The sequence below is a fragment of the Bacillus sp. ISL-34 genome, from assembly GCF_018613325.1.
In the GTDB taxonomy this organism is placed as follows: Bacteria; Bacillota; Bacilli; order Bacillales; family DSM-1321; genus Peribacillus.
Genome location: NZ_JAGGQJ010000005.1, coordinates 150,678 through 172,213 on the forward strand (window position 1 = coordinate 150,678; position 21,536 = coordinate 172,213).

Consider the following 21,536-nt stretch of genomic DNA (forward strand, 5'->3'; position numbering starts at 1 on the left):
ATTTTTTCAAATTAATTGGGAGGTTCAATATAAAATGAGCTTACTTTCTATAGATAAATTAGCACACAGCTTTGGTGACCGCACCTTATTCAAGGATGTATCCTTCCGCCTGATGGCCGGGGAACATGTAGGCCTGGTCGGGGCGAATGGTGTCGGGAAGTCAACGATGATGAATATCATTACAGGACAACTCATCCATGATGATGGCCGGGTCGAATGGACACCTGGTGTCGAATATGGCTATCTTGATCAACATACGATACTTTCTAAAGGTAAATCGATTCGCGACGTCCTAAGGGATGCGTACTTACCTTTATTCGAGCAGGAAAAAGCACTGAATGAAGTTACAGAGAAAATGGGTACGGCCACTCCGGAGGAACTTGAAGAACTCTTGGAACAAATGGGTGAAATCCAGGACAAGCTGGAAGCCGGCGGTTTTTACAATCTGGATATTAAAATTGAAGAAGCGGCACGCGGTTTAGGGTTGGATGCAATCGGATTGGACCGCGATGTCTCTGCCCTAAGCGGCGGACAACGGACAAAGGTTTTATTGGCGAAGTTACTATTGGAACAACCGCAAGTCCTGCTGCTCGACGAGCCTACCAACTACTTGGATGTGGAGCATATCCGCTGGCTGAGCAGCTACTTAAAGGAATACCCACATGCATTTCTATTGATTTCGCATGATACCGAGTTCATGAACGGCGTCGTCGACGTAATCTTCCATCTTGAATTTTCTAAACTGACCCGTTACACGGCAACTTATGAAAAATTCCTTGAGCTGGCTGAATTGAATAAAAACCAACATATTAACGCATATGAAAAACAGCGCGAATTCATTAAAAAGCAGGAAGATTTCATTGCAAAAAATAAAGCACGCTATTCAACGACCGGCCGGGCAAAGAGCCGTCAAAAGCAATTGAATCGCATGGAACGTATCGATCGTCCAGAAACTGCAATGAAACCTACCTTTGACTTTAAAGAATCACGTGCGAGCAGCCGTTATGTATTTGAAGGTGAAGATTTGGAAATCGGATATGACCGCCCATTGCTTCCGAAGTTGTCCATGACCATCGAGCGGGGAGAAAAAATTGCCGTAGTCGGCTGTAATGGAGTTGGTAAATCCACTCTATTAAAAACGATTTTGGGTAAAATCGATCCTCTAGGCGGTAAAAGATCACTTGGAGATTTCCTTTTTTCTTCTTATTTTGAACAGGAAGTGAAAGCAGGCGATACGACGCCGATCGATGAAGTATGGAATGCATTTCCGCATCTGGACCAACCGCAGGTACGTGCGATCCTTGCCCGTGTCGGTTTGAAAAACGAGCACATTACACGTCCGATGAGCCATTTAAGTGGTGGGGAACAAGCAAAAGTGCGCCTATGTAAACTCATGCTTACCGAAAGCAATTGGCTGTTATTCGATGAACCGACAAACCATTTGGATGTAGTTGCAAAAGAAGAACTGAAACGTGCATTGAAAGAGTATAAAGGAACGATTGTCCTCGTATGCCATGAACCTGATTTCTATGAAGATTGGGTTACGAAAGTATGGGATGTAGAGGAATGGTCGGCCCAAAATTAATTTTTTTAGGGGATGTCGCAAAACGCGGCATCCCCTTTTTATTCGGAAAGTCACGAAAAAGCAATGGCGATTGCTGATAAACCTTATTATGATTGAAGAAATTTTCACTTCGATCTTCAAAGTAAAGATAGCAAAACCTGTAGATTCAATTCTGATTTTAAAACATGACTAGGTTATCCTTTATGGTTTTTCACTGTTTTATAAAACCCTAACTGGATAGAGGAGACCCCGCTAGATGCATGCTTTGATGATGCTTGGCAGACAGTCGGCGGAAAGGAAGCGGATTTCCAAAAACCGGAACATTTTTCACAGAAAAAAACTGTAGGCAAACTCGCTTTCTTCGAATTTGTCTACAGTCTGAAGGTAAATTCTATAGTTTTTTCATTTTCCTTCTGCCATGAGATTGGCCAAATTAAGCAATACTCTTAACGTAATTGAATGAAACTGAACTGTGCTATTGAATAGTCAGAATGCTATCATGTGTACAGCCTCAGGAGATTTTGGTGATCTTGGCCATTAGCTCAGCTTATCAATTTCCATTATATTGGTAGTTAATCACCTTTTGTTTTTTCGGTTTTTCTCTATACCTCAGGAAGTAAAGGATCAGTGTCAATGTAACGGCTATAGTCAATTGAATTATAAAGATTGTTTTAATAATAAATAACGTTTCAATACTGATTCCAATAACCATATACGAAACGATCATCAAGGCCTTTATCTTTTTTTGAATTTCATACTTATAAAAGCAATCTATGATTAAGCTTAACATTAGAAAACAGTAGAAGGCCTTATAGCCATCAAGTATCAATAAAAAGGGAATACCCTCTACCAATACTTTTAATAAAAGAAGAAGCGTGAACGTTACAATCAGAAAAAAACCATTCGTAATGTCTACGGCGATTCGTTCCATTTTTAATGAGATGGGTAATACATCAAGTCTAAGCTTTTGATGTAATTTATATTCAATTTTGATATTTGTTAAATTTAGGAAGTTGACAAAAAATGCAATATAAATGGTATCCACGAAAAAGTTAGTATGTATATCTTCGATTTTCATAAATGGTAAATACATACTAATTAAATTAAAGACGATAACTGTAATATTAATCGTAATGAGTTTACTAATATAGTTAACATCTCTCAGTAGCCTGAAGAAATTGTACTTTATTAGACCATTTATAACTTTATTCCGTATGAGGATATTCACTACCCTTGTAGATATCCGGTTTGTGACGTGATTGAACTTCTGAGAATTTAGATTGGCACCTTTTTCTTTTATTAACCCACCGACAATGATTGGATAAGTGATAAACGTTATTACTAAAAACATACAGAGAATAAGCAAAATGGTTGTTATCGTGAAATCTAATTTGGATAATAAAGGCGAAAGTTTACTTGAATTAATATAAAATATTAAAACGATGAGAAGGGCAATGGCTGAAAAATACGGGAATCGAACCTGATACTTCTTAAACCATAGGATGAAAAACTCAGAATATGTCCGAAGAAACTTCAATGAGAAAACAAAGAATAATAGCAATAGGATATTTAACGTTGGTGCCCCGTAAAATAAAAGAAAAGAAACCACGATTGTAAGCTCTAGAACAATTTCTGCTGTTAGGTTCGATTTAATCAAATGATAAAAAAAGAGTTGGTTGGGCTTAATCGGAATGGTTTTGGAAAAGCTTATGATATAAGTGGTGCTTTCATATAAAGCCATAAACACAAAAAGCAATAACAACTCGATTACGGTGAGCACAATGATATAATAGTAGATTACCGTACTCGTATGTACATCAAAAAAGGAAAAAAGGGTAAAGAGCAAAGAAACCCAAAAAAGAGCTGTGAATAATAATTTTACAGCTTTTTGTTTTTGGTTTAGACTCTTTTCTTCGGTATAGATATTGTATAACTTGCTGTATGAATGAAAATTCATTCTACTACCCTCTCTGTCATTTCTTCATTTTTTTGACTATGAAGCTTTCCATTTTCCAATCGATATATGCAGTCGGAAATATCCCATGTATGGTCCATGATATGACTTGTGAATAAAGTTGCTTCTCCATTTGCTTTTCGTTTTAAAAAATATGCTTTCACCCAGTTAACAGCCTCATGGTCCAAGCCCTCGAAAATTTCGTCACATACCAATACCTTAGGATTATAAAGAATGCTACCGATCAATTGGATTTTTTTCTTTGTTCCGAAAGATAAAGAACTAAATGTGGAATCTAATTGATTTATGACATTCAATTCCTCCGCTAAGGATGTATATTTAGCAACAACTGATTCTTCTGGAAGGTTGTATATAGAAATTATAAGTTCAAAGAACTCTTTTCCGGTAACCTTCTCCAAATGCAGTTGATTATCAACCGAAACAAACGAAGTAACTGTTCTCAGGAAGTTATGATCATTATGATTTTTATTCAAAATATTAATTTCACCTGAATCATAATCCATGAAGTTCAATAAGCAGTTTAAGAAAACACTTTTTCCAATTCCGTTACTTCCTACTATCGCTACTATTGAATCATGTTCAATAGTTAAATTTAAATTGTCTAATACTTTCTTGGAACCAAAACTCTTATTTAGATGATGAACCTCTATACTATTAATCGCAATCACATCCAATTTAACTTATAGTATCTATATCGTACCAGAAATTACAGATAAAGTAATGACATTAGGATAAGTATTAGGTTTTGTTGCTTAAGTTAAATTAATAATTAATCTATTAGTCCAGCAGCTCTTAATGCATCATAGATTGCATATAGTGCACTTGCGTTTGATGCTAACCATTTAGTGAAAGCCCAGTATCCAGCTTCCCATGCAGCTTTTGCTGCACTGTATACTGAGTATGCGCCAGCTTTGATTGCGTCCCATGCTCTAGATCCGTATTTTGCGATTGCGTTATAAATTTTAATAGCGATACTTAACATTTTTAATCATCCACCTTTTGGTTTTTTTTAATTTCCTAATGTCATTTACGATATCCTGCTTTAATAATACAAAAGGAAATAAGAAAAAAAAGGGAAAAAAGGCAATGTTTCGGAAACGCGAAATCCCTTTCCCTCAGGTGGTTTCGTCTTTCCGCAATTCCTTTTAGATTCATAGAAATTCTATGTAAATTATGGTAAAATTTCCTTTCATGGATTAGTAATTTCGTTTCTCCCGGATGGAGAAATGAGGCTTTCATTTTTTAAACGCTATAATTAAGAGCATAAAATCCATGTTATACATAATCAGCTTTTAAACTTAGAAAAGGAGTTTTTATAGTGAAGAAACTGACCGTATTTTTCGAAATTATCTTTGTACTAAGTTTCGTTGGTTTAACGCTCCGGTTTTTTGGAGTTGAAAAGGCAGAAGATTGGGGCATCATCTTTTACATAACGGGTGGATCTAGTTTCTTAATCAGTTACTTGCTTCGACAATCTACAAAGAAAAAAGATACCGTAAGTAGTGATAAATAAAGGCACTTAATGACTGCACCCACTTCCATTCCCACTTAAAAAGGCGTACTCCATGAGGAGCTGCGCTTTTTATTTTGTTTATATTGATGGCAACTTGTTATTTAACAGTATAGAAAAGGATAAATATGATCCCATCCTGCGGTTTATCGTACGGCTCCTCCATACTTTATGGCCCCCCTATTAATTACCGGCAGGGAGATTACCCCAATTCCCCTAGGGTCTAAAGGAAGTTAAATTAGGTGTTGCCATTTGAGACACCAAGAGGGTCTTGGTGAAGTGAGTCCATCAACTCCTTATCCTCCCCTCGGTCAGTACCGTTGACAGACGCCAAATAGAAAAAGGGTTATTATCTAAATTTAGATAAGAACCCTTTTTCTATTTTCCCACTACCCATATAAGATAGAATTACCGCAATACTGCCCCAGAGTATTACTTGATCTTTTTTTCAAATTGACACCTTCTTAACAAGGAATACCGCCTAATTGGTACATATGCCTAGCAATTCAGGTAAACTCCATATCCATAGATTATCCCTTCTTTGGCACTTTTAAAAAAATTAGAAATGTTGTTCGATGAGATTTTTTAATGCCGTAAATTTGTGCCGGCTTAAGTTTATCTTGTGATTGCAGTGATGTAATTTCACATTATATGATTTCATATAATTGTCCGATTCTATGTATTCAATTTGGTCAATCGACACTAAATACGATTGATGTGTTCGATAAAAATTACACTGATTAAGAATGTCTTCTAACTTATTTAAGCCTTCTGAGCATTCCACAGTCTTTGCATCTTTTAGGTGGATAAATGTTTTTCTCCCCTTTTTCTCAATATAGAGAATGTTGGAGGTATCGATTAAAGATATTTTCCCATTCGCTTTTACGCCAATTCTTCTTATCTTTTTATGCGTATAACTAAGGCGATCAAGCGTCTGCTTTAGTCTAACAATATTAATGGGCTTAGTTAAAAAATCTTCTGGGTAATATTTGTAACCCTGCAAAGCGAAGTCTTGATGGGCACTCATGAAAATAATCTTGATTTGGGGATGATTTTCTTTCAGGTAATGGGCAATGTCAAACCCATTGGACACAGGCATATTAATATCTAATAATAATACGTCAATGGGCAGCCCTTGATCGATAGAATTAAACAATTCGCTCACATCTGTTGTACTAAATATCAAATTTACATTTGGGAATTTATTTACAAATCCCTTAATCTCGTTAAGGATAGGTTCCTGATCATCAATAACAGCAAGACGTATAAATCCCATCATAAACTCCTAGTTTTCTTCATCTGGTAGCTCTGGTTCGTAGGAAAACCAGAAACAACTACTCATCGAGGTAATGGAATTAAAAAATAACGATATCATTCCAATAGCAAAAGTAAGAAATTTTAACATAATCAATGTAACCCCTTTAAGGTAATTTTATATATAAAAGCATCTAAAATTAAGACGCATTTCCCCCAAGAATCTGTTAAGGTGAGTCCTTGGAAAATTAGAGCAGACCAAACACAATACATCATCGTTTGAGGTAGGAAAACGCTAAATACCATGCATAGAATGAATGTGGTCACAGCCCTCATTTTCAGTTTTAAAGTACCTTTTCTTGTGAAAAGGTGCTTTTTTTTATGTAATATAGGTGCTTTTTGAACAGTAATTAAAAAACTTATAAATAATAATAAGATAAATGGAATCTTATAGGATGAAAGAATGTCTGTATATTGTACGCAAATTAATGTTAAAAAAATAATTTGCAACATGCTTAGAATAAGACATGAATAATACCCTTTGAAATGGGCGCCTCCTGAAAACATTCGAAGGAGAGCACCCGAAAGCAGGCCAATCATTGTTTCAGGTAAAATCCCTAATGGCCAAACAAGAAAACTAACCAAAACGATTTGATTCATCCCCGATATCATCCATTCAAGTCCATAGCGGATCTTTTCTTTACTTTTTATGAGTTGCGGATTCTCGGAGATAACTAGATTTGAGATATTCGTTGCCCAATAGTTCGGTAAGAAATACTTAAACATATTGCCCTCCATGGGGTATTTTTACAATGAACGTAATCATGTCATCTATGACTTCCGGGTATATATGTCCTCCATACTGCATGACAAGACTTTCAACAATGGCCAATCCCTGTCCAGTGTTCCATGCATTAGTTTTAGTTGTAAAGCCTTGCTCGAAGATACTCCCAATATTTTCAAAAGTTCCATCCTCTATAAAATTGCTTACTTCCAAAATATAATGGACATCGTTTCTTTGGATTTTCATGTTGATATATCTCTTATCCTCTTCTAATTGATCGACGGCTTCAATTGCATTAAGGATTAAATTTCCGAATATCTTATTTGTTTCATAAATCTTACATGGAAAGGAAGATAAATCATCTGCAATGTAGTAGTACATGTTGATGCCTTTTTTGGCACCCTTCTCTTTGTAGGATAGTAATAATCCCCCAACAGCCTCTGAAGATATCGGTAATACATCGCTTACGTATGATATTTCTTCCAGCAAAGAGTTAACATAGTCTACTGAGTCATCGTATTTTCCACTGTTCAGCATTTGTTTCAGCGCTAAAATGTGATGAATAAAGTCGTGTCGCTGCGAACGCATTGTAGTGATATGTTTAGAAATGTCTTCTTCATATTGACCATCTAAGGAAACAGCCAGATCCTCAATTTTTTTTACCATATGATACCGGATTAGATACAATAATGAAATTGTAATAAAAACTAACACTATAGCCGATGTTATGCTTAAAAACTTTAACTGCTTGAATTCAAAAACGAAGATGTAAAACAAAAAAAGAAGGCCAAATAAGAATACTAAAACAGATAAAATAGCATCGTTTTTATTTTGTTTTTTCTTGACTGGTATCGGAATATAATAATTTGCTTTTCTCAAGATCACATAAAATATTACCATTATCACAAGATGTGGAATGGCCCTTGCTAAAGGTATAGCACTCAATGAATGAATGTAGGGGAATTCTTTAAAGAGCGTGAATCCGATAACCTCTGATATTAACAATAAAAGACATCCTAGCAACACAGCTATAATTGATGCAAAACTATTCAGGTTTGTGACAAATGTCAACAAAAACCCAATCGCTAAAATCGTTACTAGAAGGTAAGTTATCGAAGGCAATGTTTCTTTTACCATTAACAGAATGATACTTCCATAAAAACTTACGATGCATATCGGGATCATTTTATCTTTTAAAGAAATTCCAATCAGTCGATACCCCACAAGGATAATGATTACCGTTTCCAAAAACCCACCGAAAATCGACAATAACACGACAAACTTCCTCCTTAACTTTACAAAAATACCATAAAAGGAGTAATTTTACATCATTTTTCAGGATAATTTATGCAAATATTGCAAATTAGGGCAAAATATTTGTTAATTGGGATAAAATAAGCGTAGTTAAGACCCACTTGGACCTTTATGACCAAATCAGATAATAACTCTGGTAGTATTTGTTTAATAATGAATGGAGGAGTGTTATCGTGAAAAATGAAAAAGTGGGGTTTAATAGTGTAGAAAGTCGTATTATTCAGCTTATTGCCAGTGAGGTGCCAAATAAACAAATTGCACTAGAATTAAACTATTCGCAGAGGATGGTAGAGTACTATATTAGTAATATTTCCAAGAAACTTGAAGTACATACACGAGTAGGCATTGTTGTGAAAGCATTTCAAAATAACATTCTCCATTAAAATAATACTCCTTCTATGACGTTACTTTTCTATTAGCCTGTAGAGAAAAATTGTCCTTTCTCTCTACAAGCTTCTAAAAAACATTTTACATAAAAATATGTATCCTTTTTAACAAGGTTAAATTGGGGGCCTGTTCTTACTTGGATCCAAAAGTAGCAGCAACTGTCCTAATTCAGGAAGAGGAGCGTAATCTTTGTACCCTTATTTTCTTCAGATTCGACTTCGATCGTTCCATTATGGTATTCAACCAGTTGTTTTGTTATAGCAAGTCCTAACCCTGTTCCATCAGTATCTTCTGTTACAGATGTGCCCCGATAATACCGATTAAATAAATTTTGCCTCGTATATTCGTCCATGCCTATTCCGTTATCCTGAACATGGATGGTGAAACAATCTTTCCCTTGTTTTACGATCACCCCAATAGAGGTTCCTTCAAGATTGTATTTTGCTGCATTACTTAACAGGTTCACAATAATCCTCTTGAAATACTTCTTATCAATTTTATAGAAAATGGGATTTTCTTCGACGTCGACGGTATAAAAGTGATGTTTTTCAACATTCGTTCTAAAAAATTGATTTACAGCTTCCTTAGTAAAGTCATTAATATCAACCTCTTCTCTATACATCGGAAGCGCATTGTTTTTTATGCGATAGGTTAAGTTGATGTCTTCTATGAGATCCGACATATAGGATGCGTTCTGTTCAATCGATATGTAAAAGTCACGAACTTCATCCTCTGTCCAATTATAATCAGTGGAATTCAGCATCACTGCATATCCGTAGATAGTACTTAGAGGAGTTTTCAAATCATGTGAAAGTCCCGAAATCCATTCTTCTCTCGTTTGTTCTATTTTTTTCTGCTGCAATTCACTTTCTATAAGCATATTTGTCAGCTTTTTCAACGAATTTATGACCTCTTTAAACGGTTTAAAAGACGATTTAAGATTTCCGTTTGTTTTCAGACTATACGCCAAATCCTTACGTTTCCCCAGTGGTTCCTCATAGACACCTTTGGCTAGCAATTGAAGCCAGTGAATGATATGGATAATCGGCTTTCCAAACTTCTGAGCATACCACCAAGAAATCATAAATAGAATAAGCAACATCACAATGAGGGTAATAACTAGCCCTTTTAGTACTGTTTGATTAATATTAATTGAACTAAACATGTGCTCTTCGTAGTTTTTATTGGGAGCCATTACGACATAAGATGTGTCTGACTCCTTGTTATAGTAAGTGGCGATGTTCTCTGTTTTTTCCCAATAGCTATCTTGAAAATCCACTATCTGAAACAAGGAAGGTTCTGCTAGATTTTCATTCGTTACATACTGTCTCAATAACTCACTCTGATCATCATAAATGTAAAGATTAGCCTTTTCCTTGGATAACACTTTTTTGATTCGTTCAGTGACCAACTGTTTTTCGTCTGATTTCCCCATCTGTTCTCTAACCACTCTGATGATTTCATCCAAAGTTCGCTTTGAACCGAATACAGCAATGAATGACTGATTTTTTATATCAAGGGACCAAAACGTTCTTTCATTCGATTGGTTTGATGTCATTTCAATTATTTGTTGTTTTGAATAGGCTGATGGAAGGCCCTGAGGTGTATTCAGGGAAAACTGAACTTCACCTTTTTTATCAATGATCTGTAGCCATCCATCCTGTTTAAGAATGCTTTCCTTGATATTCTCATTTACGCTTACTTGTCCGTCATTTAGCTTTATGGATTGCTGCAGGAAATCACCTGGCGTTTTGGAAAAATCCTCCTTTGCATCTTGTTCAACGATGGAAAATGCTAGAATGAGAAGGCCAATTACTGAAAAGAAAATCAAGAAACTTAAAGCCATGACAATTTGAACAATAAATTTAATAATCAGATGCTGTGTAACACTCATTTGACCGATTTGCTCACAAATTTATACCCAATGCCACGAACTGTAATTAGTAGCTTTGGATTACTTGGATCTTGTTCGATTTTTTCCCTTAGCTTTCGCATATGTACAATAACCGTATTTTCATCTCCGTAGGAGTCTGCCCCCCACACCCTATCATAAAGCTGTTGTTTTGAAAAAATCTGATTAGGAGACTTGGCGAAGAAAGTCAGCAGCTGATAAAGCTGAGCTGACAAGTTTATTTCTTTTCCATTTACTTTTACAACAGCCTCATTGTAATTAATGAATAAGACGCCATTATCAAATCTATCATTAACTTGTGAAAAACTAAGGTTCTTATTAATTCTTTTCAATTGAGCTTTAATTCGGGCAACTAGTTCCAATGGGTTAAATGGCTTCGTTATATAATCATCAGCCCCATATGCAAATCCTGATACTTTATCAAAATCTGAACCTCTAGCAGTGAGAAAAAAAATTGGAACATCCGATCTTCTTCTTATGATGGAACAGATATCAAACCCTTCCATATCCGGAAGCATGACATCTAACAAAATTAAATCATATTCATTTTGTTCAATTAAGTCGAGTGCATCTCTCCCAACATATGAAGCATCGACGTTTGTAAAGCCTTCTTTTTTCAATAACACTTTGACCATCTTAACCAACGTCATTTCATCATCCACGATTAATATTCTTGATGCATGCATATTTATCACCCCTGATTAAAAATATATCACGAATAACATGTTGTAATTATCCAAAATTAACAATTTTAAGGTTCTGTTAATGTACCTTTATGTAAATGTTAATCTTGCGCTCTTATAATAAGTGGTGAAAGGAGCTGTCACGATGACAACGATATGTTTACGAGAATTCAAGAGTCTATTCAAGAGTATTCGCTCAATTATTATTATTATTTTTATGCTTGGGGTTACATTAGGGTCAGCGAAGTTACTTAGTAAATGGAGCTCTGAGTTACAGGATGTAGGTCTTGATAATGCTTATATGGGCGGTCTTTATATTCTCCTGTTGCTCGCAGGTCCTATTTTTGTTACGAGCTTATCTCATGATGTGATAAATCGAGAGACCCATTCTCGAACCATGCGTTTTTTAGTAACAAAATTGTCGAGGGACAAAATTGTTATCGGAAAATTTTTAGGGGTTTCACTCTTCTGGTTTGTATGTATTTTACTATCTTTAATCATGTTGATTCCTTTTGCAAAAACATTCTACTTTGCCGAATTGATTGAATCAGTTATTTTCATTACGTACTTTGTTGCTCTGTTCCTATTAATCTCAACCTTAATTAATAAACCTGGATTAAGTATATTTTTAGGTATCATTCTATCGATTACACTTCCAGTTTTGGGGATTTGGGGTATGGTTTCAAAAGAAATAATCTTCCTGAGGATATTTAGTTACTTGACCCCTTACTTTTATGTAGGGCAGGAACAGTCATTTTATGTTTATTTCATCCCAATCTTGTCACTGGTCTTTCTCTTATCAAGCATAATAATTCTTAGAAAGAGGGATTTCTAATGTATGCTTTTGAAACAAATCAAATAACCAAAAAGTATGGAGATCATACCGTTGTCAATAAGGTTGATTTAAATGTTACCCAGGGTCATATATTCGGCTTCTTGGGGAAAAATGGAGCTGGAAAGTCAACCTTTATTAATATGGTAACGGGCATAACCACACCTACCTCCGGCGATTTTAAAATTCTCGGATCAGGTGAGATTACGGAAGATAAAATCAAGCGAAGAATAGGCGTCCTTCCTGATTACTCCACTTTCTACGACGATCTAACCGGTATTGAACATTTAAAGTTCTTAGGAAATGTATTAGGTGTGAGACGTTCAAAGGCTGATTTAATTGCGTTATTAGAACGTGTTGAACTTGGAGATGCAATTAAAACGAAAACCAAGAAGTATTCGTTCGGGATGAAGAAAAAATTAGGTGTCGCCCAGGCGCTCATTAATGATCCGGATTTAATCTTTCTCGATGAACCAACTTCTGGTGTAGATGCAAACGCGGTTCTAAATATCCATTCCTTGATTAAAAATGTAGCTGCAGAGGGAAAAACGATATTTTTAACATCTCATAACTTAAATGAGGTTGAAAAGCTTTGTGATGAAATTGCAATAATGGATAAAGGCATTATTCAAGCTCAGGGAAGCATGGAACAATTAAGACATAAGTATCAATCTCAACTAACAGTTAAGGTGAAACACGGGAAGATTCCTATTGAGCACAAAGCCGGGTTACAACAAATTTTCGAGAAAATTGGAAAAGATATTGAGTGGGGAACAGAAAATACATCGTTAGTAGTAGCTGAAGAATCAAGCATTCCTGTCATTAATCGAGCCTTTTCCAATACAAAAGTGGATATCTATCGCCTTGAGGTCAATGAACCATCTCTGGAAGAAATATTCCGTAACCTTGGTTCTGGCCAGAGGGGAGCATGATATGAAATCCACTGGAATTGTACAGAGACTAGATCCATTAGGAAGATTTTGCATACCTAGTGAAATAAGAAGGATGCTAGATTTGGAGATAAGTAACCCACTTGAAGTGTTTATAGATGACGAACAAATCATCCTTAAAAAATATGAACCGCAAAATGCATGTTTATTAACAGGAGAGGCATCCAGTCAAAATCTTATCCTAGGAGATGGCTCAATCATTCTGACTCCTAAAGCTGCAGAATTGCTTTATGAAGAATTGCAACATTTAATGGAGTCCCAAAATTTTGGAAACCAAGAACGTTAAAGTAGGTTTTAACCTACCCTAAATGGAAAATATCAGCGATGGCAAAAGGGTTTGTAAAATTTGAACGTTGATTTCCATTCCAGGCACTCGCTTTCCGCGGGCGGTCTTTGCGCCTGCGGGGTCTCCCTTGGACGCGTTTTCCCCGCAGGAGTCTCGAACATCCGCTCCAATCAACTAGAAATTTTTGAAAAAAACTGTAGGCTGGTCTCATCCCGAATTATGTTTAAGACTAGATTATCCTTAATGGTCTTTTACTGTAACCCTTATTGGATTGAAGAAATTTGCGACACTCCTGCCGAATAACTGGCTAGCAAAGACCCTGCTAGATGCTTGCGGCGAGGAGGCTTGGCAGACAGTCGGCGGAAAGGGAACGGATTTCTGAAATCAACTGTAACTTCTTTCAAAGAAAAAACTGCAGGCAAACACGCTTTACTTCGAGTTTGTCTACAGTCTGAGACCAGTATCGTATGTATACTGGTTCTTTTGAGTTCTATTTATTTTTCGCACGATTTTAAATCAAGTGAAGAACCAAAAAAGGCTCCTTCAGTCAATTTCCATTTCCTCAACATGCAGCTTAAACTCGTTCCGCCACCAAGGTATATGTTTTCGGAAGGCCAATATCATGGATTTTATGATTCGGTTCTTCCTCGAGTACTTTAATAACTAGCCCTGATTGACCTATTGACGTTATAAGTTCCCCAATTGTCCATTTACGCTGTACAACTCTTGAAAGGCTCCCTTTTTCCTCATCAGGCATATGCTTCGAAAAAGCGACCTCATTGTTTTCGATTGCCGGAGCGAAATAGTTGCCTGTGACTTTATGTTTTTTACCATTTGAAGTAATGAGCTTTGTTGAAATCGGGTGAAATTCATGCAGTACGAAACGGCCTCCAGGTTTCAGCATCTTTTTAATTTTTTCAAATAACGGCTGCAGATCTATTAAGTAGTGAAGCACACCGAGCTCCATTAAAACCAAATCCTGTTTCCCTGATACATGCTCGGCTGATAGTGAAAGGACATCCGAAACGATATACTCGATGGAGGCATTGGCCCCACTGGCCAGCTCATTTGCAAACATTGCATTTTCCCGGGAAAAATCAACAACTTTCACTTCAGCTCCCAATATGGCCAGGGCAACTGCTTTGACGCCGTTCGATCCCATCAAATGAGTGATTTTTTTACCGGATATATCTCCCATATATTTATAAAAAGGATGCAGTCTCCATTTTGGGTTTTGCTTGATTTTTGATGCCAAATCCACGGGATCTCCATAACGATTGACAAGCGCTAAATAATTATTCTGGTTCCACGCCTGTTCATTTTCCGCTGTGAACCCCTGCTGCTCGGCTGATAAGTAAGCATGAATCTCGGCACTGTACTTTCTCATTTCTTCTTCGTATAAATAACTGTATAACGACCTGCACCAAACCTCCATATCCCCCATCTTGCTGGACAAACGATAAGGGTCCGTTTTAATGGTCGTGTTAAACCGGCAGCGAACAGTGACAGAAACCCCCTCGACATCCATTAGAAAGAACGCAGTCTCAGGACTTCTTTCAGGCTTTGTTGGGGAGTATTCGGAAAAAAGATCTAAAGCCTCATTAAAGACATCCCATTGAACATCAATATCGATTTTCTTATATTCATCGATATCCACTCCTTGTACGAACAGAGCGGATCGACCTGTATATTGGTATGGAATATTAGCTTGATTTAACATGTTCGCCATTAATGTGATTGTATGATAATAACTTGCCTTCATATGTACCTCCTAAACATCAAAAGAGCATGACAATTATTCTTCTATAGCAAATTTCAAACCTGTACTCGTAATGGCAATCAGTTCTTCATCGTGGCGGTCTATGCCATAAACGAGTAATGTAACAAGCATATATATGGCTCTGAACCGGGCTAAGCTCTCTGTTTCCTTTTCGATTTCACCATAGATTTCGAAAAAAGCTCTGCGCACCTCTTTTGGGAAATAACTGTATAAAAAGGAGAAATCAATGGCTGGATTCCCGATATGAACATCTCCCCAATCAATGATACCTGCGAGAACGCCTTCGTCATCAAGTAAAACATTCCGGATATGAATGTCTCCGTGAACGAGTGAAATCGGATGCTGAACATCCAATTCGCCTAAGGCTTCAACAAAATCCTTAACCGCCTGTGCCTGTTCAAAGTATCCTAGCTTTAATAGATTTGAGACATTTTCCATAAGTGATTCCTTTCGATAGGATACATCAAGCCTCATCATCCCATCAGGCTGCACACCTAAACGCATAGCCCTTTCCACAGGGAAACTGTGAAGAACCTTCAAAAAACGGGCAAACCTTTTTGCCGATTCAACCTTATTGGCATCTGATCCTTCTACAGGCAAGTGTCCTTTTACCATTTTATAACCGGTAAAAGGATAAGGATACAGGGTACTTGGTTTCCCAAAAAAGATCGGTTCAGGGATAGCTAGCGGAAAAGTGCCTGCAATGGATGGCAAAAGCTGATTTTCCACCTGAATCAACGTAACTGCAATAGGGCGGCGGGGGAAACGGAATACAAATTGCCCATTGATTTGTATCACCGTGTTATCGAAACCCTCCCCAAGTTGCTTGATCTCTTTCAACTCAATTTCCGGAAACTGCAGCAATATCAATTTCCCTGCCAGCTCCAGCGAAACTGGATATTCTGCCAACCAAGGCTTTTCCACTCCCGTCTCCCCCTTTTACCGGTTTCTCCCTCTAGAAAAGCTTCCAGATCCACCCCTGCGATTACTTGGCCCTTGTGTACTAGTTGATCTACGGCTGTCTCTTTGATCTCCCCGTAGATTGTCACGCTTTGGCCCACGGCTGTCTTGGCGATCTCCTCGTGAATTACTCTCACGCTTGGGTCCGCGGCTGTTTTCGGTGCGGCTTCCCCGTGAATCGTCACGTTTGAGTCCGCTGCTTTCCATCCGGCCTCCACGTGAATCATCACGTTTTGGTCCGCGGCTGTTTTCCATCCGGCCTCCACGTGGTTTCTCCCTCTCGAATTCACGATTGTCCGCTTGGTTTGCAGAACGGTGACTGCCCCGATTCGGTCCTCTCGTATCTATCCGTTCCCGGTGTTTCCTTCCCCCTCCCGAATGCGGTCGGCGGGTACCCTCATCAGAAGATTCTTCATAGCGTTTCCTTTTTTGCCTCACCTCATCGGGTTGGAACATTTTCACTCCTTCAATCGTCCTTCTTTCGATTTTCATGGAGATCCCTTTTTCAATCTCGCTTAAAAGTTGTAAATCCTTCGTTGCTATGAAGGTTACAGCCAAGCCATTCTCACCCGCTCGGCCCGTCCGGCCAATTCGGTGGATGTAACTTTCTGCATCCTCGGGAACATCATAATTAAACACATGTGTCACGCCTTCTACATCGAGCCCTCGTGCAGCAACGTCCGTTGCCACTAAATATTGAAGCTTTGCGTCTCTGAAGTTTTTCATGACACGTTCCCGCTTTGCCTGTGAAAGGTCACCATGAAGCTCTTCAGAATTGAATCCAGCTGCCTTCAGGGCATCATTCAAAACCGAAACGCGACGTTTTGTACGGCAAAATATGATCGCAAGGTATGGCTGTTCTTCTTTGATCATGTTGATTAATGAAGACTGTTTGGCACGATCGGTGGTCTCGATGACAAGCTGCCTGATTTTCTCGACCGTTACTTGCTCAGCCTTCACAGCGGCAGTCAATGGTTTAGTCATGTAGCGTTTAGCCAATTGATGCACCTGTTCGGGCATCGTCGCTGAAAAGAGCAGCGTTTGGCGCTCCTCTGGAAGCTGTCCCATGATCTCTTCCACTTCTGGTAAAAACCCAATATGAAGCATTTGATCAGCTTCATCCAACACGAGTGTTCCGGTTTGTGAGAGGTCGATGGTGCCTCTTCGTAAATGATCTAATAACCTGCCTGGCGTGGCGACCACCACGGAGATGTTTCTTGTCAGCTTTTTCATTTGCTGCTCGACATCCTGTCCGCCATAAACTGCAAGCACTTGAAGTCCTTCGATTTCATTAGCGAATTTTTTCAATTCAGCAGTGATTTGCAAAGCCAATTCCCTGGTCGGCGTGACGATCAGGGATTGTATGTGGGATGCGGCGGGATCGACTTTTTCCAGGATTGGCAGCAAAAATGCCAACGTCTTCCCCGTCCCCGTCTGCGCCTTCGCGATGACATCCCTTCCAGCAAGGATATCCGGTATCGATTTCTCCTGGATTGGGGTAGGGGAGGATATTCCTATTTGCTTTAATATGTTGTTAATCGCCGGGCTGACGCCGAGGTCGATGAATTCCGTCATGTATATGCCTACTTTCTGAATTTCTTCATTTTATTGACTGATAAATCCACTGTAATGGTAACAGCTTCCTTGAATTCATGTCATTCTCCTTAGTCTAAGCTATTTGTTAGTATATCATTATCTATTTTCGAGAAAACCTGTACCTTAAAATTTTTCATCCTATTGTACTTTAGTTGTTTTTCTAATATAATTTATAAGATTATCCAATCGGGCTACTTACTTGAAAAGGGTAAGCATTTCCTCCTTGTAGATTTTTGCAAGGATTTTTTGTATATAAAAAAGGAGTGACCGCATGTTTAATTTAAAAGAACGGAATTCAAATATAAAGACGGAAGTACTTGCGGGGCTTACAACCTTTTTAACACTGGCTTATATCATCGTTGTAAACCCCATGATCCTTTCTGATGCCGGTGTTCCATTCGACCAGGCATTCACAGCAACCATAATCGCAATAATAATCGGTACCCTATGCATGGCCTTTTTAGCCAATTACCCAATTGTCATAGCACCGGCAATGGGATTGAATGCTTATTTTGCATACTCGGTACTGGGAACCCATGATATTTCATACACAGTTGCCTTCTCTGCAGTCTTTGTTACCGGTATCATCTTTATCCTTTTATCCCTTACCTCTTTCCGCTCAAAATTGATCGAGGCCATCCCAAATAACTTGAAGCATGCAATCAGTGCCGGAATCGGGCTTTTCATCACCTTCATCGGACTGCGTTTGTCAGGTGTCGTCACACAGCATGAATCCAACCTGGTTACCCTCGGAAGCTTCACGGATCCCAGTGTGGCGCTTACATTGGTAGGTTTGGTCATAACGATTGTGCTGATCGTTCGCAATGTGCAGGGAGCGATATTCATCGGAATGATCGTTACTGCCATAATCGCTTTCTTTACAGGCCAATTGGAAATTAACGGACTAGTTTCCACCCCTTCCTTACCTGAAGGGATAATAGTCGCCAATCCAATCACATCCATCGCCGATGTCATTAACTACGGGCTTTATGGCGTCGTCTTCTCCATTTTGCTTGTAATGCTTTTCGATACGACCGGTGCTTTATTAGGCATTGTCCGGCAAGCTGGATTGCTGAAGGAGAATAAGCTTGAAAAATCCGGCAGTGCCTTCTTTGCAGATTCTATCGGCACTACTGTCGGCGCCATGTTCGGCACAAGCCCGACAGCTGCCTCGGTTGAATCATCAGCTGGTGTAGGGGCGGGCGGCAAGACAGGTTTAACCGCGTTGGTGGTGGCCATCCTTTTCTTAATAACCGCCTTCTTCAGCCCACTGATAGGAGCTGTCTCAAATGTAGCGGCAATCACGGCACCTAGCTTGATCATCGTCGGAAGCATGATGATTAAAAGCATTAATGAAATTGACTGGACACACTTTGATGAATCATTCCCAGCCTTTTTGGTCATTGTCGCCATGCCTTTAACATCAAGCATCGCCAACGGGATCGCACTCGGATTCATCGCCTATCCCATATTAAAAATGGCGAGAGGCAAATTCCGTGAAGTGCATCCGTTCGTCTACATGTTTGCCGTTCTATTCCTTTACCAACTGATTTTCCTGGCTTGATCATTATCCTTAAGGGCATCATGGGATAAAAAAAAGGAGTGTTCAATTCATGTTAATTGAACACTCCTTTATTTGTTTACGTGCAATTATTTTATGACGTTATCCATCCGCTTACCTTTAATTACACTTGGTACTCCAACTGCCGTGCAATTATCGGTTCAACAGGGTTGTGTCATTCTTTATAACCCCCGCAAAGAAAAAGGAGGATATCCAACATAACATCAAATATCCTCCTACAGTTCACTGGTTCATTTGATCAAGGAAATCACCCAGGAGATCGTCAAGATTTTCCTCTTCCGGTTCGGTTTCTTCCTCTTGTTGTGAGGGTTCATCCAAATTCCAAGCAAAGTCATCCAGATCTTTCTTAGGTAAGTCTTCCTTGACCTCCTCCACTTCCCTTTCTTCAAGCTCAACCTGCATATATTCCTCATTCGATCCATTACTGTTCAAAGAGGCAAGCAAGGCGGTAGCTCGTAAAGGATCGGATAAAAGGTTGTACATTATCGTTCCAAGCATAGCTTCTGAGTGGGAATGCTTGAGCCAATCACGCTGAGATTTGCTTAGCTTGTTCGGCATGGGCAGGGCAATCATTTCCCGATCCTGATGGGTGGATTGCCCGACTCCATCAAGAACATACTCAGCAATTTTACTGGAAAAATTCCTTCTTTCCGTTTCCTTCAATTTCTGCAGCTGTCTTAACGTATAATCTGATACATCCGAAGGGATACGAAAAGTGATGGCTTGTCCTCTTTTAATTTCAGAAGAAGCTGTTTTTTTCATTCTCTCACCTATTTAATAGAACCCGTTCTTTGTTCTTTCTTCTTTTGCTGGGACTGATTCTGTTCCTTTGAATTCCGGCGATTAAAATCCGAAATCAATTTATAATAGGCGTTTGCCATCATCCAAACGCTTTCCCGTTCATCTTCGAAAAAGTCTATATTGTAGCCATCAAAATTTTGATTCAATGTTTTCAAGTAATCTTTCAGGACAATCGATCCCCCGCCTACAAAATAGCAGATTTCCGTTTGGGAATTTTTTTGCCATACGTTGCGCAGGTGACGATATTGCTTTTTGGCCAGTTCACCTAAAATGCGGTCGACGATATCATGGACGCTTGTCCTGCTTCCTCGAACCATAATATGATTGCGATCATTTTTCTTCGTGATGATTTCAACGACGTCGCGCCTGCTATCCAACTCGACACCATGTTTCTTCCTGATTTCTTCACGAATCGATTCAAGGGCTTCAGCTACTCCTAAATTGAATCCTTGTGCTTTATCATCGTCAACTTTACGATTTTTAATGACCGCGATATCCGTAGATAATCCACCGATATCCTGAATGAGTATTCTTCTATCTATTAATTCACGGTTAATGATATTCAAATCTTTATCCATGACCAAATTTATGTATGCAGCGAAGCCCTCTGGATAGACTTTCACTTCATCAAATTTGATATTAACCTTCATGCCTTGGTATTTAGGGGTAATCAAAAATTCCACCTGATGGACAGATCCGAGTAATTTCGACCGATACCCGACGTCTTTTCCTTCTTTAACCTCACGAAGAGGCAAGCCTGTTCCAAGCGTATAATTGGCTTCCACAACGTTATTCACTTTTTTGAATGTATCATTGTTCCCCTGTTTGGCAGCGTCTAATGCCAGGGCAGCAAAAAGCATGACTAATGTTTGGTCTTCTTCTGATTTACTGCTTCCTAAATCCAGTTCGGTAGGATTATCGCTTTTTGTCGCCAAGTTCCCAACGCGATAAATAGCATTATTATCTTGAAGGGCTGGTGAATGAACTCTGATATGAATCCCTTCCAATGGGTTTTTTTCATTAAGTTCCTCAATCCCTATGACAGGACGATCCTCTATGTCTTTTGCAATGACGTTCGGTATATAAAGTTCGGATTCTAGCTTTCCAAAAATAGCCTTGATGGCATCATTTCCTACGTCTACTGCTGCGATTCTAGAACTCATCTAAAAAACATCCCCTTTTTTATAGAAAAAAATTTAAGTGAAGCCTTCCCTTTAAGGATAGAAAAAGTTACCACGATAGTCAATCCTTCATAAGTTGTAGCTATATTTGTCGAATTGTTTTCAAATTGTTTACAATAGGGACAAATATGTATACACCTTATATATAGCTATGTTTACGTGTTTGTACACATGTATACGTAATT

General features: G+C 38.5%; 20 protein-coding genes. 7 read left to right on the forward strand and 13 right to left on the reverse strand.

The features are described from left to right. Window positions 1-34: 34 nt before the first annotated feature. The gene (locus J7E52_RS06790) at window positions 35-1,585 is read left to right on the forward strand and encodes an ABC-F family ATP-binding cassette domain-containing protein (RefSeq protein ID WP_214744344.1); all 1,551 of its coding nucleotides are present in this window, start codon (window positions 35-37) and stop codon (window positions 1,583-1,585) included. A gap of 529 nt (window positions 1,586-2,114) precedes the next feature. Here the strand turns inward: J7E52_RS06790 and J7E52_RS06795 are convergent. From J7E52_RS06795 to J7E52_RS06805, 3 genes are all read right to left on the reverse strand, one after another. Continuing rightward, the gene (locus J7E52_RS06795) at window positions 2,115-3,521 is read right to left on the reverse strand and encodes a hypothetical protein (protein ID WP_214744346.1); all 1,407 of its coding nucleotides are present in this window, start codon (window positions 3,519-3,521) and stop codon (window positions 2,115-2,117) included. Continuing rightward, the gene (locus J7E52_RS06800; RefSeq protein ID WP_214744348.1) at window positions 3,518-4,207 is read right to left on the reverse strand and encodes an ATP-binding cassette domain-containing protein; all 690 of its coding nucleotides are present in this window, start codon (window positions 4,205-4,207) and stop codon (window positions 3,518-3,520) included. Before J7E52_RS06800 ends, J7E52_RS06795 begins: the two co-directional genes overlap by 4 nt. A gap of 101 nt (window positions 4,208-4,308) precedes the next feature. Next, window positions 4,309-4,521, reverse strand: a complete 213-nt coding sequence (locus J7E52_RS06805) for a hypothetical protein (RefSeq protein ID WP_214744350.1) — start codon at window positions 4,519-4,521, stop codon at window positions 4,309-4,311. A gap of 336 nt (window positions 4,522-4,857) precedes the next feature. Between J7E52_RS06805 and J7E52_RS06810 the strand changes: the two genes are divergently transcribed. Further along, window positions 4,858-5,052 (forward strand): hypothetical protein, encoded by a 195-nt coding sequence (locus tag J7E52_RS06810; RefSeq protein ID WP_137017399.1) that lies wholly within the window; start codon window positions 4,858-4,860, stop codon window positions 5,050-5,052. A gap of 556 nt (window positions 5,053-5,608) precedes the next feature. Here the strand turns inward: J7E52_RS06810 and J7E52_RS06815 are convergent. From J7E52_RS06815 to J7E52_RS06825, 3 genes are all read right to left on the reverse strand, one after another. Continuing rightward, entirely contained in the window at window positions 5,609-6,328 is a 720-nt protein-coding gene (locus tag J7E52_RS06815; RefSeq protein WP_214744352.1) for a LytR/AlgR family response regulator transcription factor, read from the reverse strand. 128 nt (window positions 6,329-6,456) lie between these two features. After that, complete coding sequence (locus J7E52_RS06820) at window positions 6,457-7,089, reverse strand: accessory gene regulator ArgB-like protein (protein ID WP_214744355.1); 633 nt, start codon at window positions 7,087-7,089, stop codon at window positions 6,457-6,459. Beyond that, window positions 7,082-8,362, reverse strand: coding sequence for a sensor histidine kinase (locus tag J7E52_RS06825; RefSeq protein WP_214744357.1), 1,281 nt, complete (start codon window positions 8,360-8,362; stop codon window positions 7,082-7,084). Before J7E52_RS06825 ends, J7E52_RS06820 begins: the two co-directional genes overlap by 8 nt. Window positions 8,363-8,574: 212 nt before the next feature. On the opposite strand from J7E52_RS06825, the gene J7E52_RS06830 reads away from it, so the two are divergent. Continuing rightward, a complete protein-coding gene (locus J7E52_RS06830) occupies window positions 8,575-8,784 on the forward strand; it encodes a response regulator transcription factor (protein ID WP_214744359.1) in 210 nt (69 codons plus the stop codon). Window positions 8,785-8,951: 167 nt separating this feature from the next. Here the strand turns inward: J7E52_RS06830 and J7E52_RS06835 are convergent, their stop codons facing one another. Next, a complete protein-coding gene (locus tag J7E52_RS06835) occupies window positions 8,952-10,682 on the reverse strand; it encodes a sensor histidine kinase (protein ID WP_214744361.1) in 1,731 nt (576 codons plus the stop codon). Next, complete coding sequence (locus tag J7E52_RS06840) at window positions 10,679-11,386, reverse strand: response regulator transcription factor (RefSeq protein WP_214744363.1); 708 nt, start codon at window positions 11,384-11,386, stop codon at window positions 10,679-10,681. The genes J7E52_RS06835 and J7E52_RS06840 overlap by 4 nt, the downstream gene beginning before the upstream one ends. Window positions 11,387-11,528: 142 nt before the next feature. On the opposite strand from J7E52_RS06840, the gene J7E52_RS06845 reads away from it, so the two are divergent. Genes J7E52_RS06845 through J7E52_RS06855 form a run of 3 tightly spaced genes read left to right on the forward strand, consistent with a single transcriptional unit; the run spans window position 11,529 to window position 13,451 of the window. Next, window positions 11,529-12,218 carry an ABC transporter permease gene (locus J7E52_RS06845; protein WP_214744365.1) on the forward strand — a complete coding sequence of 230 codons (690 nt, stop codon included), beginning with the start codon at window positions 11,529-11,531 and terminating at the stop codon, window positions 12,216-12,218. Continuing rightward, window positions 12,218-13,147 carry an ABC transporter ATP-binding protein gene (locus J7E52_RS06850; protein WP_214744368.1) on the forward strand — a complete coding sequence of 310 codons (930 nt, stop codon included), beginning with the start codon at window positions 12,218-12,220 and terminating at the stop codon, window positions 13,145-13,147. Before J7E52_RS06845 ends, J7E52_RS06850 begins: the two co-directional genes overlap by 1 nt. Window position 13,148: 1 nt before the next feature. Beyond that, window positions 13,149-13,451: an AbrB/MazE/SpoVT family DNA-binding domain-containing protein gene (locus J7E52_RS06855; protein WP_214744370.1), complete on the forward strand. Its 303-nt coding sequence runs from the start codon at window positions 13,149-13,151 to the stop codon at window positions 13,449-13,451. Window positions 13,452-14,025: 574 nt separating this feature from the next. Here J7E52_RS06855 and J7E52_RS06860 read toward each other — a convergent pair. Genes J7E52_RS06860 through J7E52_RS06870 form a run of 3 tightly spaced genes read right to left on the reverse strand, consistent with a single transcriptional unit; the run spans window position 14,026 to window position 17,766 of the window. Continuing rightward, window positions 14,026-15,213 (reverse strand): class I SAM-dependent methyltransferase, encoded by a 1,188-nt coding sequence (locus tag J7E52_RS06860; protein WP_286197524.1) that lies wholly within the window; start codon window positions 15,211-15,213, stop codon window positions 14,026-14,028. Between the two features lie 33 nt (window positions 15,214-15,246). Beyond that, window positions 15,247-16,155, reverse strand: a complete 909-nt coding sequence (locus J7E52_RS06865; protein WP_214744372.1) for a phosphotransferase — start codon at window positions 16,153-16,155, stop codon at window positions 15,247-15,249. A gap of 15 nt (window positions 16,156-16,170) precedes the next feature. Beyond that, window positions 16,171-17,766, reverse strand: a complete 1,596-nt coding sequence (locus J7E52_RS06870; protein WP_214744374.1) for a DEAD/DEAH box helicase — start codon at window positions 17,764-17,766, stop codon at window positions 16,171-16,173. A gap of 292 nt (window positions 17,767-18,058) precedes the next feature. On the opposite strand from J7E52_RS06870, the gene J7E52_RS06875 reads away from it, so the two are divergent. Next, complete coding sequence (locus J7E52_RS06875; protein ID WP_214744376.1) at window positions 18,059-19,351, forward strand: NCS2 family permease; 1,293 nt, start codon at window positions 18,059-18,061, stop codon at window positions 19,349-19,351. A gap of 240 nt (window positions 19,352-19,591) precedes the next feature. On the opposite strand, the gene J7E52_RS06880 is transcribed toward J7E52_RS06875, so the two are convergent. Further along, on the reverse strand, window positions 19,592-20,131 hold the full coding sequence (locus J7E52_RS06880) for a hypothetical protein (RefSeq protein ID WP_214744378.1): 540 nt from the start codon (window positions 20,129-20,131) through the stop codon (window positions 19,592-19,594). 8 nt (window positions 20,132-20,139) lie between these two features. Continuing rightward, window positions 20,140-21,333, reverse strand: a complete 1,194-nt coding sequence (locus tag J7E52_RS06885; protein ID WP_214744380.1) for a ParM/StbA family protein — start codon at window positions 21,331-21,333, stop codon at window positions 20,140-20,142. Window positions 21,334-21,536: the final 203 nt, after the last annotated feature.